Origin of the sequence: Campylobacter coli LMG 9860 (genome assembly GCF_000254135.1) — a bacterium.
GTDB classification, from domain to species: Bacteria; Campylobacterota; Campylobacteria; order Campylobacterales; family Campylobacteraceae; genus Campylobacter_D; species Campylobacter_D coli.
Map to the genome: position 1 here is coordinate 1 of NZ_AINS01000059.1, position 19,464 is coordinate 19,464.

21 protein-coding genes are annotated in these 19,464 nt (G+C 32.4%); 14 read left to right on the forward strand and 7 right to left on the reverse strand.

Features of this window, described 5'->3' with window-relative positions:
• From CCO88_RS07815 to ilvE, 5 genes are all read right to left on the reverse strand, one after another.
• A partial coding sequence (locus tag CCO88_RS07815) for a PDC sensor domain-containing protein (protein ID WP_002840026.1) occupies positions 1-1,228 on the reverse strand: 1,228 nt, incomplete at its 3' end.
• A 111-nt stretch (positions 1,229-1,339) separates the two neighbouring features.
• Entirely contained in the window at positions 1,340-1,849 is a 510-nt protein-coding gene (locus CCO88_RS07820; protein WP_002785394.1) for a DUF2393 family protein, read from the reverse strand.
• On the reverse strand, positions 1,849-2,379 hold the full coding sequence (locus CCO88_RS07825; protein WP_002782463.1) for a DUF2393 family protein: 531 nt from the start codon (positions 2,377-2,379) through the stop codon (positions 1,849-1,851). Before CCO88_RS07825 ends, CCO88_RS07820 begins: the two co-directional genes overlap by 1 nt.
• Before the next feature lie 10 nt (positions 2,380-2,389).
• Positions 2,390-3,472, reverse strand: coding sequence for a prohibitin family protein (locus CCO88_RS07830; protein WP_002778030.1), 1,083 nt, complete (start codon positions 3,470-3,472; stop codon positions 2,390-2,392).
• A gap of 15 nt (positions 3,473-3,487) precedes the next feature.
• Positions 3,488-4,402, reverse strand: a complete 915-nt coding sequence (gene ilvE / locus CCO88_RS07835; protein ID WP_002782466.1) for a branched-chain-amino-acid transaminase — start codon at positions 4,400-4,402, stop codon at positions 3,488-3,490.
• Positions 4,403-4,728: 326 nt separating this feature from the next.
• Here ilvE and CCO88_RS07840 point away from each other — a divergent pair, with 326 nt between their 5' ends.
• The 8 genes from CCO88_RS07840 to mreC all read left to right on the forward strand — a co-directional run bounded on the left by CCO88_RS07840 (position 4,729) and on the right by mreC (position 10,847).
• Positions 4,729-4,935, forward strand: a complete 207-nt coding sequence (locus CCO88_RS07840) for a tautomerase family protein (RefSeq protein WP_002778034.1) — start codon at positions 4,729-4,731, stop codon at positions 4,933-4,935.
• A complete protein-coding gene (gene bcp, locus CCO88_RS07845; RefSeq protein ID WP_002778035.1) occupies positions 4,932-5,390 on the forward strand; it encodes a thioredoxin-dependent thiol peroxidase in 459 nt (152 codons plus the stop codon). Before CCO88_RS07840 ends, bcp begins: the two co-directional genes overlap by 4 nt.
• A complete protein-coding gene (locus CCO88_RS07850) occupies positions 5,390-6,481 on the forward strand; it encodes an epoxyqueuosine reductase QueH (RefSeq protein WP_002778036.1) in 1,092 nt (363 codons plus the stop codon). Before bcp ends, CCO88_RS07850 begins: the two co-directional genes overlap by 1 nt.
• Before the next feature lie 114 nt (positions 6,482-6,595).
• Entirely contained in the window at positions 6,596-7,036 is a 441-nt protein-coding gene (gene fabZ, locus CCO88_RS07855) for a 3-hydroxyacyl-ACP dehydratase FabZ (protein WP_002782472.1), read from the forward strand.
• A 10-nt stretch (positions 7,037-7,046) separates the two neighbouring features.
• Positions 7,047-7,838: an acyl-ACP--UDP-N-acetylglucosamine O-acyltransferase gene (gene lpxA, locus CCO88_RS07860; RefSeq protein WP_002778038.1), complete on the forward strand. Its 792-nt coding sequence runs from the start codon at positions 7,047-7,049 to the stop codon at positions 7,836-7,838.
• Complete coding sequence (gene clpX / locus CCO88_RS07865) at positions 7,831-9,054, forward strand: ATP-dependent Clp protease ATP-binding subunit ClpX (RefSeq protein ID WP_002778039.1); 1,224 nt, start codon at positions 7,831-7,833, stop codon at positions 9,052-9,054. Before lpxA ends, clpX begins: the two co-directional genes overlap by 8 nt.
• Before the next feature lie 13 nt (positions 9,055-9,067).
• Positions 9,068-10,108, forward strand: coding sequence for a rod shape-determining protein (locus CCO88_RS07870; protein WP_002788045.1), 1,041 nt, complete (start codon positions 9,068-9,070; stop codon positions 10,106-10,108).
• Positions 10,098-10,847, forward strand: a complete 750-nt coding sequence (gene mreC / locus CCO88_RS07875; RefSeq protein ID WP_002778048.1) for a rod shape-determining protein MreC — start codon at positions 10,098-10,100, stop codon at positions 10,845-10,847. Before CCO88_RS07870 ends, mreC begins: the two co-directional genes overlap by 11 nt.
• On the opposite strand, the gene CCO88_RS07880 is transcribed toward mreC, so the two are convergent.
• Positions 10,842-11,765 carry a hypothetical protein gene (locus tag CCO88_RS07880; protein ID WP_002782477.1) on the reverse strand — a complete coding sequence of 308 codons (924 nt, stop codon included), beginning with the start codon at positions 11,763-11,765 and terminating at the stop codon, positions 10,842-10,844. The genes mreC and CCO88_RS07880 overlap by 6 nt on opposite strands.
• A gap of 247 nt (positions 11,766-12,012) precedes the next feature.
• Between CCO88_RS07880 and CCO88_RS07885 the strand changes: the two genes are divergently transcribed.
• The 6 genes from CCO88_RS07885 to CCO88_RS07910 all read left to right on the forward strand — a co-directional run bounded on the left by CCO88_RS07885 (position 12,013) and on the right by CCO88_RS07910 (position 19,276).
• The gene (locus CCO88_RS07885) at positions 12,013-13,920 is read left to right on the forward strand and encodes a propionyl-CoA synthetase (RefSeq protein WP_002840031.1); all 1,908 of its coding nucleotides are present in this window, start codon (positions 12,013-12,015) and stop codon (positions 13,918-13,920) included.
• Positions 13,920-14,795 (forward strand): methylisocitrate lyase, encoded by an 876-nt coding sequence (prpB, locus tag CCO88_RS07890; RefSeq protein WP_002782044.1) that lies wholly within the window; start codon positions 13,920-13,922, stop codon positions 14,793-14,795. Before CCO88_RS07885 ends, prpB begins: the two co-directional genes overlap by 1 nt.
• Positions 14,792-15,919: a citrate synthase/methylcitrate synthase gene (locus CCO88_RS07895; protein WP_002782046.1), complete on the forward strand. Its 1,128-nt coding sequence runs from the start codon at positions 14,792-14,794 to the stop codon at positions 15,917-15,919. Before prpB ends, CCO88_RS07895 begins: the two co-directional genes overlap by 4 nt.
• A gap of 9 nt (positions 15,920-15,928) precedes the next feature.
• Entirely contained in the window at positions 15,929-17,383 is a 1,455-nt protein-coding gene (gene prpD / locus CCO88_RS07900) for a 2-methylcitrate dehydratase (protein WP_002818399.1), read from the forward strand.
• Positions 17,384-17,447: 64 nt separating this feature from the next.
• A complete protein-coding gene (locus CCO88_RS07905) occupies positions 17,448-18,389 on the forward strand; it encodes a fatty acid desaturase family protein (RefSeq protein ID WP_002782050.1) in 942 nt (313 codons plus the stop codon).
• Entirely contained in the window at positions 18,383-19,276 is an 894-nt protein-coding gene (locus CCO88_RS07910) for a DMT family transporter (protein ID WP_002782052.1), read from the forward strand. Before CCO88_RS07905 ends, CCO88_RS07910 begins: the two co-directional genes overlap by 7 nt.
• On the opposite strand, the gene CCO88_RS10460 is transcribed toward CCO88_RS07910, so the two are convergent.
• Positions 19,260-19,463 carry a hypothetical protein gene (locus CCO88_RS10460; protein WP_002840034.1) on the reverse strand — a complete coding sequence of 68 codons (204 nt, stop codon included), beginning with the start codon at positions 19,461-19,463 and terminating at the stop codon, positions 19,260-19,262. The two genes, CCO88_RS07910 and CCO88_RS10460, sit on opposite strands and share 17 nt — an antisense overlap.
• Position 19,464: the final 1 nt, after the last annotated feature.

Consider the following 19,464-nt stretch of genomic DNA (forward strand, 5'->3'; position numbering starts at 1 on the left):
TAGTAGCAAGGATGTTTTCGTTGATAATTTTACCCATTTTGCCTAATTCATCATTAGCTTTAATTTCAATTGTCTGAATTTCTATTTTTTCATGATTTAAAAAGCGAAAGAAATTTTCCAAAGACTTAAGTATAAGAGGAATTCTAGAGCCTATGATTTTTCTTATAAAAAAGTACACAACAGTCAAAATAGCAATTAGTGCTATTATAGCAACACTAATAATAGTATATTGTAGTTTATATAAAGGGGCTAAAACTGATTTTTTAGGAGTTGTTACAATTACACTCCAATGACTAGAATTACCTAAAGTGCTAAATGAAGAGATACTAGCATAACTAGGATCTCCTGTTGAGGCAATATAATTATCTAAGATTTCATCTTTATGGTTTTTAACCGCCTCAACAATTAATTGAGCAGATTGATCTTTGTTAATATCAAATAAAGTTTTTAAAATTCCATTTTTAATTTTATGAACAGCAATAATACCCTGATCGTTCATTAAGATTCTTAGATCCCCTTCAAAAAAGTCGAATTTTGGATCCAATATAATCTCGGAAATTTCTAGTAAATCTAGAGTATATCCTATAACTCCAATAAATTTACCCTTATTGTTAAAAATAGGCATACCGAAATTTATACCTAAAAATTCATTATTATCATAATTAAGTTTTCTAGGAGAACCTACAAAAACAGAGTCTTTATCTCCATATTTTGCATTTTGTTCGATATTTTGTATTAGATTTAATTGAGAGAAATTGTTTGGAGTTGAAATAGTAGTTATTCCACCAGATTTTTCTGCTATTTGATCAAAAAATATCATAGAAAAAGTTTTTCCATCTGGGCTAATATATTTTTTATCTACATTCTGCATATCACTTAATACAGTAGTATCTTTTAAATAGAGAAATGTATATGCTGCATAGTGACTACTATCAAAAGCATTTTTTATAAGACTTTCAATTAAATCGATATCTACATGATCATTATTTTGAAACATTTCATTTAACGATGTAGCAACTACTTTGGTTAGTGTGACTTCTTCATTTAAGATACCTTGTATATAATTCACATATCTTTTTGAAGATAATAAAATAGCATTTTTGGCTTCTTTTTCTGAATATGAAGCAACTTGAAAAGAAACAATAGCAATTATAAGAGCTATAGCTACAATAATACTAATAGCAACTGATAATAAGAGTTTCGAACTAACGCTAGATAGTCTAAACATGAAAAACCTCACATAAATTTTTTACTAAAAATAAATTTCGTTAGCATATCAAAAAAAATAAAATTAATATAAAATTATTTTTTATAGATGTTTTAAAACTATTTAACAATATCAAATACATTTTAAGGTGTGATAAAATTCAGGATTATTAAAACTTGGAGGAAAAGGAACGCTAACTCTAAATTCTTTATAGGTATTACCCGGGAGTGTGTCTATGATTTCTATAGTATAAGAAACACTTGTATTTTGCATCTTGGCATTGCGCACATTTTTTTCCTCAAAAATTTCCCCTCCAACTCGCTTTTTATTTAGTATGCTTAGCATTAAATAGCATTTACGAATATTAAATTTGGTAAGATTTTGCACTCTTCCTGTAATAATAATACTTTCATGTCTTAAATCTCTAGAAAAGGTAAGTTTGCTAAGACTAGCTTGGGTTGTGAATTGATTGATAGTGAGAAATACAGAATAAATTAAAAGTGCGGTGAAAATGGTCGCGATAGTATAGGAAATAAGAGCAAATTCTTTTTGCTTCACTTTTAAAAAAATTAAAATACAAACTAAAACAAAGCAAAGAAGCAAGATAACAAAAGCCAAAATATGAAAAATTGTAAATTGCATTAAAAACACTCCGAATTGAGGCGTATGGTGTAATTATTGTCATAGTTGAAATTATCAAAAGAAATTCTTTGAAATTGAGTTGTATTTTTTTTCAGATTAAAAATTTCCCTGCTTTTTTGCCTAAAGGGAATGAGTTGATTTTTATATTCATTGATGAGATTATCTTCGGGTAATTTATCCTTGAAAATTCTAGCAATCACTTTACATTGTTTAAAGTCGTTTTTAGAAGTATTTGTGATATTAAAATCAATAATTAAAGCTTCAGAGCTTTGGATGAATTTTTGTTCTACAATGGTTGTTTTTCTACTCCTTACTTCGCTATCTATGAATTTATATCCATATGTATAAATCAAAAAACAAATAATTATATTAAGTGCGATGATCAAAAGGGCCGCCACAGGTTTGTGGCGTAAAAAGATACACAAGAGTAGAACGCAAGTAAAGAGGAAAAAGACAAATAAAATCAGCATATAATCCACTAAATATAAGTGAGTAGTGTAAAAATGCACAATTTCTTTTAGTCTTTCCACTTTATATATCCTAGTTCATGTTAGTAGAACTTTGTTTTTTAGCATCCTTAGTATCCACCCAAATATTTGGTACTGCTCCACCAGGAGTTAAGAAAATTTTAGCATCTTGATTGACTTTCAAGGCTTCATTAAATTCTTTTTGGGTTTCAATTTGTTTTAAGTTAAGCAAAGGAGTATTTAAACTATTCGCAATTTCTTTATTAGAATAAGCTTGCGCATCTGCTTCTATTTTTACAGCCATTGCTTTACCTTTAGCACTGATGATGGTTGCATTTGCTTCCCCTTCAGCCAAAGCAGCTTTTTTTAAAGCTTCTTGATTTGCTCTTTCTACCTCATATTTAGTTCTTTCTGCTTCTTGTTTTGCAATTTGCACGCGTTCAATTTGCTCTTTTACTTTCAAAGGCAATATAATTTCTCTAAGTTGAACCGCACGAAGTTCCACTGGCTCATTAGGTTGTGCTTCTATGGTTTTTCTTATCCCTTCTTCGATTTGAGTTGCGATTGCATTACGATTTGTTGGCAATTCTTCAGCAGTATATTTTCCTACAACACTTCGAACCACATCACGCACCACAGGATCTATGATTTTATTTTCCCAATTTAAACTCCAAGTTGCTATAGTTTGAGGAACTTGTAAAGGATTTAAGCGGTATTGAACTGTTACATCAATAGAAACAGGCAAGCCGCGTGAATCAAGCACAGAAATGCTGTTTTTATTAATTACACCTGAACCTGAAGTTAAATTTTCATTACTTCCTTCTATAGAAGCATAATTGATTTGTCTTACTCTCGTATCAATTGTAGTTATTTTTTGTATAAAAGGTATAAAAAAATGGAGTCCTGGCTCTAAAGGATTTGGGTCGTATCTACCTGTAGTGGATTTAATCCCCATTTCTCCAGAATTTATCACCATAAAAGGTTTTGCGATAATTAAAAACAAAACAATAATAATTACACCATAAACAAAAGGAGAAAATTTTCCAAAACCCTTGAAATTAAATTCAGGAGCTTTGAAATTGAAATTTTGTCGGTTGTTATTGTTATTCGAATTTCCATTTTTTTTATTGAAATAATCATTCAAATCAGCTGGCATTTATTTCCTTTATCTTTAAATATAAGTTAGCATAGATGCGTATTTTTCATTGCGTCCATAAACTACATCAAAATAAGCATCTTGAAGTTTTTTAGTAATAGAACCTCTTATACCACTGCCTATAATTCTTGCATCAACATTATTAATAGGAGTGATTTCTGCAGCAGTTCCAGTAAAAAATGCTTCATCAGCAGTATAAACCTCATCCCTTGAAATTCTTTGACGAAGTACAGTTAAACCAAGATCGTGAGCGATTTTAAGAACTGTGTCTTGAGTGATACTTTTTAAAGAAAAATCATTAGGTGGAGTGATTAAAACTCCATCTTTTACGATAAAGAAGCACTCTCCCGTACCTTCTGCTATAAAACCCTCTTCATCAAGCATCAAAGCTTCTTCATATCCTGCTTCAATAGCTTCAAATTTTGCAATTTGAGAGTTAAGATAGTTTGCGCTCGCTTTTGCTTTACCCATACAAGATTTTACACTATTTCTTACAAAAGATGAAATTTTTACTTTAATACCTTTTTCTAAACCTTCTTCACCCAAATAAGCACCCCATTCCCAAGCAGCGATGCCAACGCGTACAGGGGCTTTTACATGATAAAGTCCCATTACTCCATCTCCTAAGAAGATTACAGGGCGAATATAGACATTGTTTTTAAAATCATTTACTTTTAAAAGTTCAATTTGTGCCTTTTCAAGCTCTTTTTGAGAAAAAGGGCAGTTTAAAAGAGTAATTTTAGCAGATTCTAAAAGTCTTTTAGTGTGATCTTCAAGTCTGAAAATCGCTAAGCCTTTATCTGTTTTATAAGCTCTTGTTCCTTCAAAAACAGCATTACCATAATGTAAAGAATGGGTTAAAAAGTGCAAGGTTGCATCTTTAAAATCAACTAATTTTCCATCCATCCAAATTTTATCTGCTGAGATCATTTTTAGCCTTAATAGTCATATTTTTGTTAAAAAACTTTTAATTTTAGCAAAAGTAAATTAATGATAGCTTGATATATAAAGTATAAATTTAAACATTTATGAAGGATTTTAATAAAAAATAAAATCAAACTTTTAGAATTTATCGAGTCGATTTTATTAAGGATATGGCCTTTTTCTAATGATTAAAATAAGAATGAGAAATTTAATACCACGATTTTTAAGTCAAGATTGTGAAAAACTGAATTAAATTTTTTATAGAATTTAGTGTAAATTTAAAAATTTATTTATTAAAGTTTGAAATAATTATAAAAATCAAAGGAGAAAAAATGCCAATTGTAAATATTAAACTAGCAAAGCCAGCTTTAAGTAAGGAGCAAAAAGCTGAATTGATAGCCGATATAACTGAGCTTTTAAGCACAAAATACAACAAAAGTAAAGAAAGGGTAGTGGTGATGTTAGAAGATATCGAAAGTTATGACATAGGTTTTGGTGGTGAAAGCGTAGAGGCCATTAAGGCAAAGGCAAATAAATGAGTGTTTTAAAAGTAGGGGATGAGGCGCCACAATTTGAACTTTTAAATCAAGATGGGGTGAAAATCGCTCTTAAAGATTTTATTGGTAAAAAAGTGATTTTATATTTTTATCCTAAGGACAATACTCCAGGTTGCACCACAGAAGCTTGCGATTTTAGTGCAAATTATGATAAGTTTTGTGATAAAAATGCAGTGATTATCGGTGTAAGTCCTGATGGTGTGACAAGTCATGATAAATTTATTGCTAAATTTAATTTAAAGCACATATTATTAAGTGATAGCGAAAAAGAAGTGGCAAAAGCTTATGGAGCTTGGGGACTTAAGAAAAATTATGGTAAAGAATATGAAGGCATTATAAGATCGACTTTTGTTATCGATGAAGCGGGAAAAATTGCCCAAATTTATAGCAATGTCCGCGTAAAAGATCATGCACTAAAAGTGCTTGAAAGTCTTTAATGTTGGTGCATATTTGTTGTAGTGTAGACAGTCATTATTTTATAGAAGAGCTTAGAAAAGAATATCCTAAAGAAAAAATTATAGGATATTTCTATGATCCTAATATCCATCCTTTAAGCGAATATGAATTAAGATTTTTAGATGTAAAAAGATCTTGTGATAAGCTCGGTATCAAGCTTTATAAGGGCGAGTATGAGTATGAAAAATGGCTAAAAGCTGTAAAAGGCTATGAAGATGAGCCAGAAAAAGGTGCAAGATGTGAAATTTGTTTTGATCTAAGAATGGGTTCAAGTGTAGAATTTGCAGCCAAAATAGGAGAAAAAAAGCTTACAACAACACTTTTAACAAGCCCTAAGAAGGATTTAGAGCAGTTAAAAAATGCTTTGCAAAAAGAGTGTGAGCCTTATGGGGTGGAATTTTTAGCTCCTGATTTTCGTAAAAATGGAGGCACTCAAAGGCAATTTGCTTTAGCAAAAAAAGAAATGCTTTATCATCAAAATTATTGTGGTTGTATTTATGGGCTTAAAAAGCAAAAGCAAGATAAAAACTTTATTGATGAATTAATGTCACCTATTAATGCTCAAATTTTACCCGCAAGCATAGAAGCTAGAATAGCTCTTTATAAAAAAGTTAATTTATTAGAAAAAAAGGGTATAAAATTTGAAATCATAAGACAAAAATTCTTAAACTACCGACTTTTAAGTGCTTTAATAAAGCTTGATAAAAAAGCCGTTAAGAGTCATATTTTATTTTATTCTCATTTTAAAAATCATTATACAAGATTTAGTTTAGATGAGAAAAATTTAAATGAAAATTTAAAGAATGGAATCTATAAAAGCACGAAAGATGAAATCAGCTTTATAGAATTTTGGCGCTTTAATTCTGATTTTAAAAACAAATGGAAAAGTTTTGAAGATTTTTTAAAACATCCTTTAAAAATAGAAGAAGAAATTAAATGGCGAAATAAACATTTTGGAGCTTATGATCTTAGCCCTGTTATAGTGCTTGAAAAAATTTTACCTACAAGATATGAGATTGTAGCCAAGAGTGAAATTTACTATGATGTTAAGGAAGTTATAAAAAGAACATAGATTTAAAATATTTTAAAATCACTTAAAATTTTGACTAAAATTGATTGGATTAACATAATTTTTAATGATTTTTTTATATAATTATGTTTTTTAATTGTTTTTAAGGCCGATTTAATGATAGATGTAATGAAAATTCAAGAAATTTTACCTCACCGTTATCCTTTTTTGCTTGTTGATAAAATCACAGAGTTAAAAGTTGGAGAAGTTGTTCGAGGATATAAAAATATCAGCATAAGCGATCATGTTTTTATGGGACATTTCCCAGGTCATCCTATTTATCCTGGAGTTTTGATTTTAGAAGGTATGGCGCAAACGGGTGGGGTTTTGGCTTTTGAAAGCATGGATGCTAAGGTAGATCCAAAAAGTAAGGTTGTATATTTTACAGGTATTGATGGAGCTAAATTTAGAAATCCTGTTCGCCCTGGAGATAGACTTGATTATGAAATGCAAGTAGTTAAAAATCGTGGCAATATGTGGATTTTTAAGGGTCAAGCTTTTGTAGATGGAAATTTGGTTGCAGAAGCAGAACTTAAAGCTATGATAGTAGACAAATAAGAGAGAATCAGTGAAAAAAATTCATCCTAGTGCTGTAATAGAAGATGGAGCTATTTTAGGTGATGATGTTGTTATTGAGGCTTATGCATATGTAAGCAAAGAAGCTAAGATAGGCAATGGGGTTGTTATCAAGCAAGGGGCGAGAATACTTTCAGATACTACCATAGGTGATCATTCTCGTGTATTTTCATATGCTATAGTAGGTGATATTCCTCAAGATATATCTTATAAGGACGAGCAAAAAAGCGGAGTAATTATAGGGCAAAATTCTACTATTAGAGAATTTGCTACGATAAATTCGGGTACAGCTAAAGGCGATGGTTTTACTCGTATAGGAGACAATGCTTTTATAATGGCGTATTGTCATATCGCACATGATTGCCTTTTAGGGGATAATATTATTTTAGCCAACAACGCAACCTTAGCAGGGCATGTAGAACTAGGAGATTTTACCGTTGTGGGTGGTCTTACTCCTATTCATCAATTTGTTAAAGTGGGTGAGGGCTGTATGATAGCAGGTGCGAGTGCGCTTTCGCAAGATATAGTACCTTTTTGTTTAGCTGAAGGAAATCGTGCAAGTATTAGAAGTTTGAATTTAGTAGGAATTCGTCGTCGTTTTGATAAGGATGAAGTAGATAGGCTTAGTAAAGCTTTTAAATTCTTGTTTAGACAGGGGGATTTAAAAGAAAATGCTCAAAAATTATTAGAAAATAATGAAAGTGAAAATGTTAATAAAATGTGTAAATTTATATTAGAAACAAAACGCGGAATCCCTGTATATAGAGGTAAAAATAATGCCTAGAAAATGCAGTTTTTGTAATGAAGTGGAAAATCCACAAAGAAGAATTTTAGCCAATGAAAACGATGATGCATTTATTTGTGAGTATTGTGTTGAGGGGGCTTATAGTATTATCTATGGGGAAGAAAAAGAATTTAAAGAGCCAAAACATGAACATGGCGTTGATTTTAAAGATATTACCCCAAAAGAATTAAAAGCTTATTTGGATCGCTATGTCATAGGGCAAGATAGGGCTAAAAAAGTTTTTAGTGTAGGGGTTTATAATCACTATAAAAGACTTTTCAAATCTGAACTTCAAGATGATGATGTGGAGCTTTTTAAATCCAATATCCTTCTTATAGGTCCTACAGGTAGCGGAAAAACCTTACTTGCTCAAACTTTAGCTAAATTTTTGGATGTACCTATAGCCATTTGCGATGCGACTTCTTTAACCGAAGCAGGTTATGTGGGCGAGGATGTAGAAAATATTTTAACCCGTCTTTTGCAAGCTGCTGATGGAGATGTAGAAAGAGCTCAAAAGGGCATAGTATTTATCGATGAGATTGATAAAATAGCTAGAATGAGTGAAAATCGCTCTATCACTCGTGATGTGAGTGGAGAAGGCGTGCAGCAAGCTTTGCTTAAGATTATAGAAGGAAGCTTGGTTAATATTCCGCCTAAAGGAGGAAGAAAACATCCTAATCAAGATTTTATTCAAATTGATACTTCAAATATTTTATTTGTTTGTGGTGGTGCATTTGATGGCTTAGAAACTATACTTAAGAGAAAATTAGGCGATAAGGTCGTAGGCTTTTTCGATAATGAAAAAGAAAATAGCAAAGCTTTGCTTGAAAAGATAGAGCCTGATGATTTAGTGCATTTTGGCCTTATACCTGAACTTATAGGGCGCTTACATGTTATAACTTCTTTAAACGAGCTTAATGAAGATGATATGGTAAGAATTTTGACCGAGCCAAAAAATGCTATCGTAAAGCAATATCAAAAACTTTTTGCTATTGATGGCGTGAACTTAAAATTTGAAGATGATGCTTTAAGAGAAATTGCAAAATTAGCCTTAGAACGAAAAACGGGCGCTAGAGGACTTAGAAGTATTATAGAAGAAATAATGGTGGATTTGATGTTTGAGTTACCAGAATATAAAAATTATGATATCGTTATCACCAAAGAAGTGGTAAGAGATGGTGCAAAAGCGTTATTAATCAAAAAGAAAATAAGCTAAAAAAGGGATAAAAATGATTTTAGATCAACTTATAGGATTTTTTTCAAGCGATATGGGTATAGACTTAGGAACTGCTAATACTCTTGTTTTGGTAAAAGATAAGGGCATAGTTATCAATGAGCCTTCTGTTGTGGCAGTTGAAAGAGAAAGGTATGGTTCTAGGGCTAAAATTTTAGCCGTAGGTAAAGAAGCTAAAGATATGGTGGGAAAAACTCCAGGTAACATCGAAGCTATTCGCCCGATGAAAGATGGAGTTATTGCTGATTTTGATATGACAGAAAAAATGATTCGTTACTTTATAGAAAAAACTCACCGCAGAAAAAGTTTTTTAAGACCTAGAATCATCATTTCAGTCCCTTATGGCTTAACTCAAGTTGAAAGAAAGGCTGTTAGAGAAAGTGCCTTAAGTGCAGGTGCAAGAGAAGTATTTTTGATAGAAGAACCTATGGCAGCAGCTATTGGGGCAAATTTACCTATACAAGAACCTAAAGGAAATTTAGTTGTAGATATAGGGGGTGGAACAACTGAAATTGGTGTGATTTCACTAGGTGGGCTTGTTATTTCAAAGTCTATTCGTACTGCAGGTGATAAGCTTGATACAAGTATAGTAAATTATGTCAAAGAAAAATACAATCTTATCATTGGCGAAAGAACGGGCGAGGAGATTAAGATCGCTATTGGTTCAGCTATCCAGCTTCCAAAAGAACTTTCTATGGTTGTAAAGGGGCGCGATCAAGTGAGTGGACTTTTAAGTCGTATCGAGCTTACAAGTGAAGATGTTAGAGAGGCAATGAGGGAATATTTAAAAGAAATAGCAGATGCTTTAAAAATGGTACTTGAAATGATGCCACCTGATCTTGCAAGTGATATAGTAGAAAATGGTGTTGTCTTAACAGGTGGTGGAGCATTGATTCGTGGACTTGATAAATATTTAAGTGAAATTGTTCGCTTGCCAGTATATATTGCTGATGAACCACTTTTAGCCGTGGCTAAGGGAACGGGTAAAGCTTTGGAGGAAATTTCACTATTGCAACAATTGACGAATGAAGAATAAGCTTATCTTTGTCCTTGTTTTATTTTTTTTAGTTTTTATATCTTTTTACTATGGGGGCTTGGTAAAAAAAAATGTTCTTTTGGTAAATGATACGGTGTTAGAAAAATTTTATGGAATTAAGGATGCTATCACCGAATTTTTTTCCAAGCATTTTGATCAAGTAGATCAAATTGAACAATTAAAAGCAAGAAATCAAGAGCTAGAATACGCAGCTGTATTAACTACAAGCTTTGCAAACCAATTAAATCGTATTTTAGAGGATAAAAATTCAACAAGATACTTACCTCAAGTTTCTTTAGTAAGAGTTATTTCTTATGTAAAATTAAATGATTATAAAAGATTGTGGCTTGATTTTGCCAAAGTATCTCCTAATAAAAATAAAGGTTTGATTCATCAAGGATACACTATAGGCATTGCGATCAATAAAGATGGCAGAGCTATGGCACTTTTACAGGGTGATGAACAATGTGTTTTTTCTGTATATATAGGTAAAAATAAAATTCCTGGCCTTATCCAAGGCGAAGATGATAAACTTAAGGTTAAATTTATACCCAAATGGGCAAAAATTAATATAGGAGATGAGATTTTAACAAGTGGCCTTGACAATATCTTTTTTTCAGATGTTCCAGTGGGTATTGTAAGTGCAATCAAAGATGAGGATATGTATCAAAGTGTTGAAGTAAAACCTTATGCTAACATCAATATCCCTGCCTATCTTTATATAATCGATAGTTTATAAATCAACACTTAGACTCTTTTTAAATAAATTTCCATATGGGCTTTTTTTATCTAGGATATCACAGCTTTCTTTAATGTCTAAATTGTCTTTTAAACATTGTAATAAAATTTCCATGATAAAACATGCATCTTGAGTTAAAATATGCGCAGGACATTTTTTTGCATGGGTATAATGCTCGTGAATTTTATGAACTAGGGTTGAGTTTTTAATCTCGACTAATAGCATTTCCAAAGGGGCTTTAAAAAACATTGTATTTTCTTTAGCATTGATAGAAAGATAAAACACATCAAGCCCATAAATTTTTTTATCATAAGAATCAAAGAAATATAAAGATTTGTTAAGATTATCTTTAAAGGTATTAATCATGAGTTCTAAAATTTGAATTTTTTGTTCTTTTGTATAAAAATTTCCTATAGGCGAAAAACAAAATTCAAGTAAAGACTTGATAGAATACCACTCGCTTGCATTAAAAGAATGTGCTCTCATTTTTTCACCCCTTTTTATGCGATATATTCTAGCCTCTTCGCTGTCGTTATTTTGATATACTAAAGGCACGATAAAATCCCTATAAGCGGGATTTGGAAAAGCAGGGTGTAATATAAGTGAACCTTCATTTTCATTTTCAAAAATATATTTTAATCCTCCGATGTATCCTTCGTCAATGATGCGAATTTCATTATTTTCTATTTGATTTAAGAGTGTATAAAATTCGTTTTCATTGCTTTCCCATATTTTAAAAGGATAGCGAAAAAATTCACAAATTTTTTCTTTACTTTTGGTATCGAGTTCTTTTACTGTGTCATTTTCTATAAATTTAGCAAGCGTTCTACGATCTTTGCCCAAAATTGTTGCAAATTTGCTCAAACTTAAGCCTGATTTTTCCAAAATTACTTGTGTTCTATCTTTAGAATTTAACATTGTCTCGCTCTTAAAAATTATTTTTGTTACTTTTTGATACAAATATATTTTTTTCATTATTTTTTATATTTTCTAATTATTAAAAATATAGGTAAATATATATACAAAAATTAAAATTTTGTTCAAAAAATATACAAAATTTATTTTTTTAGCTACAAAATCACACAATTAAACCAAAAAATTGGCATTTTATTTTTCAAACAAAAACTCTATAATGCAAATTCAACTTATCAAGAAAGGATGGATTATGGGTATTGTTTATGAGCAGACTTATCGAGAATCTCTTCGAAATCCTGAAGCATTTTGGGCTGAAGCAGCTAAAAAAGTGCATTGGTATAATGAATGGGATAGGGTGCTTGATGATAGCGATGGGCATTACAGATGGTTTGTTGGCGGGTGTATGAATACTTGTTATAATGCGCTTGATTTACATGTACACAATGGCAGGGGCGATCAATTAGCACTGATTTATGATTCTCCTGTTACGGATACAAAGAAAAAATATACTTATAAGCAACTTCGTGATCGTGTTGCAAAAGTAGCCGGAATTTTAGCAAACAAGGGCGTGGTTAAAGGGGATCGCGTTGTTATTTATATGCCAATGATACCTGAAGCACTTATAGCCATGCTTGCTTGTGCTAGGCTTGGGGCTATTCATAGTGTTGTATTTGGAGGCTTTGCAGCACATGAACTTGCTACGAGGATAGAAGATGCTAAACCTAGAATGATTATTAGTGCAAGTTGCGGGATAGAAGTAAGTAGCATTATCGAGTATAAACCTATTTTAGATGAGGCTATTAAAAAATGTACTCATAAGCCTACGACTTGTTTGATTTGGCAACGCCCACAATATAGAGCAAATATGCTTCCTTGGAGGGATATTGATTGGGAGCTTGAAGAGGAAAAAACTCGGGGTGTAGATCCTGTACCTGTTTTAGCTACCGATCCGCTTTATATACTTTATACTTCAGGCACCACAGGTTCTCCAAAAGGAGTAATCCGCTCTAATGGAGGTCATTCTGTGGCTATGAAATGGTCGATGGATAATATTTATAATGCTAAAGCAGGAGATGTCTTTTTTACCGCTTCTGATGTAGGTTGGGTTGTGGGACATTCTTATATAGTTTATGCACCTTTGATGAATGGATGTACAACTATAGTTTATGAGGGAAAACCTGTAAGAACGCCTAATCCTTCAGCATTTTGGAGAATTATTGAAGAATATAAAGTGAATGTGCTTTTTTCAGCCCCAACTGCTTTTAGGGCGATTAAAAAAGAAGATCCTAAAAGAGAATGGATTAAAAAATTTAATCTTGATAGCTTAAGATCTATTTTTGTGGCAGGTGAAAGATGCGATAGCGATACGCTTAAATGGATAGAAAAGCTTACAAAAAAACCTGTGATTGATAATTGGTGGCAAACTGAAACAGGTTGGGCGATCGCGGCTAATCCTTTGGGCTTGGAAGCACAAGTTGTTAAAGCAGGAAGTCCTACAAAACCTATGCCAGGATTTAATCTTAAGGTTTTAGATGAAAAAGGTCAAGAGCTTGGAGCAGGAAAAAAAGGAATTTTGTGCCTAAAACTTCCTTTACCTCCAGCTTGTTTAATGGGAATTTGGGAGAATGATGAAAGATATCGTAGGGGATATTTAGATCAATTTCCAGGCTATTATCTAACAGGAGACACAGGCTATATCGACAAAGATGGCTATGTGTATGTTTTAGGAAGAATGGATGGAATCATCAATGTTGCAGGCCATAGACTTTCAACTGGAGAAATGGAAGAGATTATAGCAAAACATCCTGATGTTGCAGAATGTGCGGTTATAGGTGTAAATGATGAGCTTAAAGGTGAAATACCTATGGGCTTTATCGTTTTAAAAGAGGGTATAGAGCGAGATCATAGGGGTATAGTTGAAGGAGTTGTAGCTTTGGTGCGTCAAGAAATTGGAGCCGTAGCTTCGTTTAAAATTGCCACAGTTGTTAGTGCTTTACCTAAGACAAGAAGTGGAAAAATTTTGCGTAAAAATTTAAGAGAAATAGCTGATGGTTCAACCTTAAATGTTCCGGCTACTATAGAGGATAGTAATGTTTTAAAAGCTTGCGAAAAAGCTATTAATGCTTTAGGATACCCAAAAAATAAAGGAGAAAAATAATGAGTGCAGGAAAAAAATTTAAAGAATTAGTAAAGACAAGCAAACCTTTGACCATAGTAGGAGCTGTCAATGCTTATAGTGCTTTACAAGCTACTAAAATAGGACACAAAGCTTTATATCTTTCGGGAAGTGGCGTGGCAAGCGCGAGTTATGGCTTGCCTGATTTGGGGATTATCGCACTTGAAGAAGTATGCATTGATGTAAGACGCATTTGCTCTAGAGTGGATACGCCTTTATTAGTTGATGCAGATACAGGTTTTGGAGGTGCTTTTAATATTGTAAGAACGATAAAAGAATTAATTCGTGCGGGTGCAGCGGCAACTCATATTGAAGATCAAGTGGCTCAAAAAAGGTGCGGACATCGTCCTAATAAAGAATTAGTAAGCACTGAAGAGATGTGTGATCGTATTAAAGCAGCAGTAGATGCAAAAATCGATCCTGATTTTGTGATTATGGCAAGAACGGATGCGCATGCAATTGAAGGTCAGCAAAAAGCTATCGAACGGGCTTTAGCATATGTTGAGGCTGGAGCTGAAATGGTTTTTGCTGAAGCTATTACAAGTTTGGAAGAATATGAAGAATTTGTTAAAAATGTAAAAGTTCCAATTCTTGCAAATATCACAGAATTTGGAAAGACTCCTTATTTTACCAAAGAAGAATTAAATAGAGCAGGAGTGTCTATGGTGCTGTATCCTTTAAGTGCAAATCGTGCGATGAATAAAGCTGCAGTACAAGTTTATGAAAGTATATTGAAAAACGGACATCAAAAAGATGTTCTTGAGATTATGCAAACTAGAGAAGAACTTTATGAAATGCTAGATTATTATTCTTATGAGCAAAAATTGGATGAATTGTTTAAAAGGGGTGCAAAATGAGTATAAGTGAAGCAACTAAAAAAACGGGTGGATTGGCAGGAGTTATCGCAGGACAAAGTGCAATTTGTACTTGCGGGCTTGGAAATGGACTAAATTATTATGGTTATAGCATAGAAGAGTTAGCGCAAAATGCAGAATTTGAAGAAATAGCTTATTTACTTCAGTTTGGAGAATTACCCAACGCAAAAGAATTGGAAAATTATAAAGAAAAAATCATTGCTCAAAGAGCTTTGAGTGAAAATTTAAAAAACGTTTTAAAAGCTATACCTAAAGAAGTTCATCCTATGAATTTGATGCAAACAGCTGTTGCAGCATTGGGAGCTTTAGAGGGTGAAAATGAGGATTTTAGCGATCAAGATGAAAAAATCATCAGACTTTTAGGAATTTTACCGAGCATGCTTTGTTATTGGCATCATTATGTGAATTTTGGTAAAGAGATTGATTTTGACTCTAAGCAAACAAGTATAGCGGGATATTTTTTGGAAAAATTAAAACTTGAAGCTCCAAAAGAAGATTTTATCAAGGCTATGCAATGCTCATTAATCCTTTATGCAGAGCATGAATTTAATGCTTCAACTTTTACAGCTAGAATTTGTGCTTCTACAAAAAGTGATATTTTTAGTGCGGTTGCTGCGGCTATTGGAGCTTTAAGAGGGCCTTTGCATGGAGGAGCAAATGAAGCAGCGATGCACTTAATAGAAAGTTTTAAAAGTGTTGAGGATGCCATTGAGGGTGTGAATAAAAAATTAGAAAATAAAGAGCTTTTAATGGGTTTTGGTCACCGTGTTTATGGACTTGGAGGTGATCCTAGAAATGCACTTATTAAAGTTTGGAGTAAGCATTTAGGGGGCGATGATTTGCTTTTTAAAATCAGTGAAGCCATAGAAGCTTTGATGAAAGAAAAACGCCCAAGTTTGCCACCTAATGCAGATTTTTATAGTGCATCAGCTTATCATTTTATGGGAATTCCAACTGAGTATTTTACGCCGATTTTTATTATGAGTCGCGTAAGTGGTTGGTGTGCGCACATTAAAGAGCAAAGAGCAAACAATAAGCTTATACGCCCAAGTAGCGAATATATAGGCGTTGAACCAAGAAAATTTGTAAAAATTCAAGATAGATAAGGAGAAAAAATGAGTGATATGGGAATTTTAGAGGCAAAACGCCCTGAATTTGATGAACTTTTAACAAAAATTGCAAAATATGCTGATGAATTTGAAATTACAAGTGATTTGGCTTTAGAAACGGCTAGATATTGTTTGATGGATACTATAGGTTGTGGACTTTTAGCGCTTAAATATCCTGCTTGCACCAAGCTTTTAGGGCCAAGTGTTGAAGGGGCTGAATTTAGACCTTTAGGCGCAAAAGTGTTTGGAACTTCTTATCAATTAGAGCCAATCCGTGGAGCTTTTAATGTGGGTGCTATGGTAAGATGGCTTGATTTTAATGATACATGGCTTGCGGCTGAATGGGGGCATCCAAGTGATAATTTAGGTGCGATTTGGGCGGTAGCTGATTATGTAAGTCGTAAAAATATCAGCGAAGGAAAAGAGCCTTTAAAAGTAAAATGTGTCCTAAAAGCCATGATAAAAGCTCATGAAATTCAAGGAGTTTTGGCGCTTGAAAATTGTTTTAATAAAGTAGGAATGGATCATGTTTTACTTGTAAGAATAGCAAGCACTGCAGTAGCTGCAAAGCTTTTGGGTTGTGATTTTGAAGAAATTCGCAATGCTATTTCTCATGCCTTTATCGATGGTGGAGCTTTAAGAACTTATCGCCATGCGCCAAATACAGGCAGTAGAAAAAGCTGGGCAGCAGGTGATGCTTCAAGTCGCGGTGTGGATCTTGCTTTAAAAGCTAAAACAGGAGAGATGGGTTATCCTTCGGCTTTAAGCGCTAAATTTTGGGGTTATGAAGATGTGAAAATGAAAGGGCAAAAACTTACCATTCCTCAAGAATTTGGTTCTTATGTAATGGAAAATGTTTTATTTAAAATTTCTTTTCCAGCTGAATTTCACGCACAAACTGCAGTAGAAGCAGCTTTAGCTTTACATGATGAGGTAAAAGATCGTTTGGATCAAATAGAAAAAATCATCATCACAACTCAAGAATCAGGACATCGCATCATTAACAAAGTAGGCGAGCTTGCAAACCCTGCCGATAGGGATCATTGTATCCAATATATGGTTGCTGTGCCACTTATATTTGGGCGTTTGAATGCAGATGATTATGAAGATAGTGTTGCAAGCGATGAAAGAATCGATGCTTTAAGAGCTAAGATGCAAGTAGAAGTGGATGATCGCTATACAAAAGAGTATTTAGAAAGCGATAAAAGAAGCATAGCTAATGCCGTGCAAGTTTTCTTTAAAGATGGCACAAGTACAAAAAAAGTCGAAGTTGAGTATCCTATAGGACACAAAAGACGCAGAAGTGAAGGAATTCCGCTTTTAATTGCTAAATTTAAAGCCAATCTTGCTGCGCGTTTAAGTCCAAAACAATGTGAAAAAATCATGCAAATTTGCGAAGATCAAAAGAGCTTAGAGCAAATGAATTTTAATGAATTTAGCGATCTTTTTTGGTTGGGTTAAGGCAGACACAAGACTATTCTAGTCTTGTGTTTAATATAGTTAATATAATGATTTAGGATTAAAAATGTTATTTGAAAAAACTATTCTAAAAGAACTTAAAGTGCTTTATAAACTTGATAACTATCATGGAATTTTTGCTGTATTATGGGATTATTTACAAATTATTTTGACAATAGCCATTTCTTGTTTTATGCACAACATTTTTATGTATTTATTTGCAGTTTTATTTATTGGCACGAGACAAAGGGCTTTAGCGACTATTTTACACGAGTCAGCCCATAGAATACTGGCAAAAAATAGAAAATTAAATGATTTTTTAGGTAAATATCCAAGCGGATATCTTATTTTTCAGACTTTTGAAAAATACAGACAAAGTCATGTTATTAAACATCATGGTTTTTTAGGAATTGAAAATAAAGATCCTGATTATGATTTTTATATACAATCAAAGCTTTTTGCTTCCCGTTCTTTAAAAGAATTTATTTTTAGGCACCTTATCTTGCCTTTGTTTTTGGGTAAGACTTTTGATTTTATTTCTTATCTTATAAGAAATCGCTTGGGTGATTTTAAGGATAAAGAAATTAAATATCTTATTTTATTTTGGATTGCTATTTTTGGTATTTGTTTTTATGTTAATGTTCTTGATATTTTGTTAATGTATTGGTTTGTGCCTTTACTTACAAGTTTTCCTATGGTAGGACATTTTATAGAGATGGCAGAACATTTTCCTATTATAAAAAACAAAAGAGAAATAGAAAAATCTTGGAATAGATTTGGCAATAAAATTGAATTATTTTTTACTGGCTTACATAAGGAAAATTATCATTTAATCCACCATTTGTTTGCAAATATTCCTTTTTGGAATTTAGATAAAGCTCATAATATTTTATGTAAAAATGAAGAATACAGACTTTTAAACTCTAATATGGGAGGTATTTTTAGCTCTTCAAATAAAGCTTCCTCTCTATGGAAAAAAATAATTAAAAAGGAGCTTAAAATATGCTAAAAAATCCTAAATTTCAAGCTTTCTTTTTTGCTTTTTTAGCCGCTATATTTAACGCTTTTGTTGGAATTTTTAGCGTTTTTCTTTTTAAAAAAGGTTTTATGAGTTCAGAAGTAGCTTTTTATAAATGCTTTGTGGCTAGTGTGATTTTGTTTGCGATTTTAATTTATATGAGAAAATTGGGCGCTTTGCTAGTTTTTATCAAGCAGAAAATTTTCACACTTTTGCTTCTTGCTTTTTTTGGATTTTTTATGCTTTATCATTTTGAGAGTGCTGCTTACACAAGTATGGGTGTGGCTAATGTAGTTTTTGTGCTTTTTGGTGTGGGGATGATTATCACTTTTATTTGTGAAGCATTGGACGCTAAACGCTTTTTTCATTTAAATGAGCTTTTGGCTATGGTTTTTGCACTTTTGGGGCTTTGGATGATTTTTTTGGCCGAAGGTGGAACTTTGGAAAATTTCACTCATTTAAAAGGCCTTGTAAATGCTATTTTAGCAGGGATTGGCTATGCTTTATTTTTATTTTTTACTAGAAAATTAAAACTGGGTTTTGGGTTAATTCCTCTTTGTGCTTTGCTTTTTATAGGAAGTTTGTATTTGAGTATTCCTTTGTTTGGAGCAAATTTAAATCTTAATTTTTCTTTAGAGAGTCTTATCTTGATTTTAGCTTTGGCGTTTTTGCCTACTATAGGCGGATTTTACTGCACTACTAGAGCCTTAAGTCTTGCAAAGTCAAATTCAGTCCAGCTTATAGAACTTAGCGAGCCTTTATTTGCTATGCTTTTTGGGTTTTTGTTTTTGGCTCAAAGTGTTTCATTTTTGCAAATTTTAGGTGGAGTTTTCATACTTTTTGCTATTTTTGTTCATGAATTTAAATTAAAATTGTAAAAAGCAGTTTTTCAGAAATTTTTTTCAATTGGATTTTTAAAATTTCTTTAGAAAGAGCAGATGCTTTATGGCAAGCAAAAGATTGTTTATTGCTTGAGTTTTGACATTGATTTTGACTATTTTTTTGTGTGATTTTAATAAGATTTAATTGCATAGCTTGATCTTTGGAATTTTTATCAACTGCCATA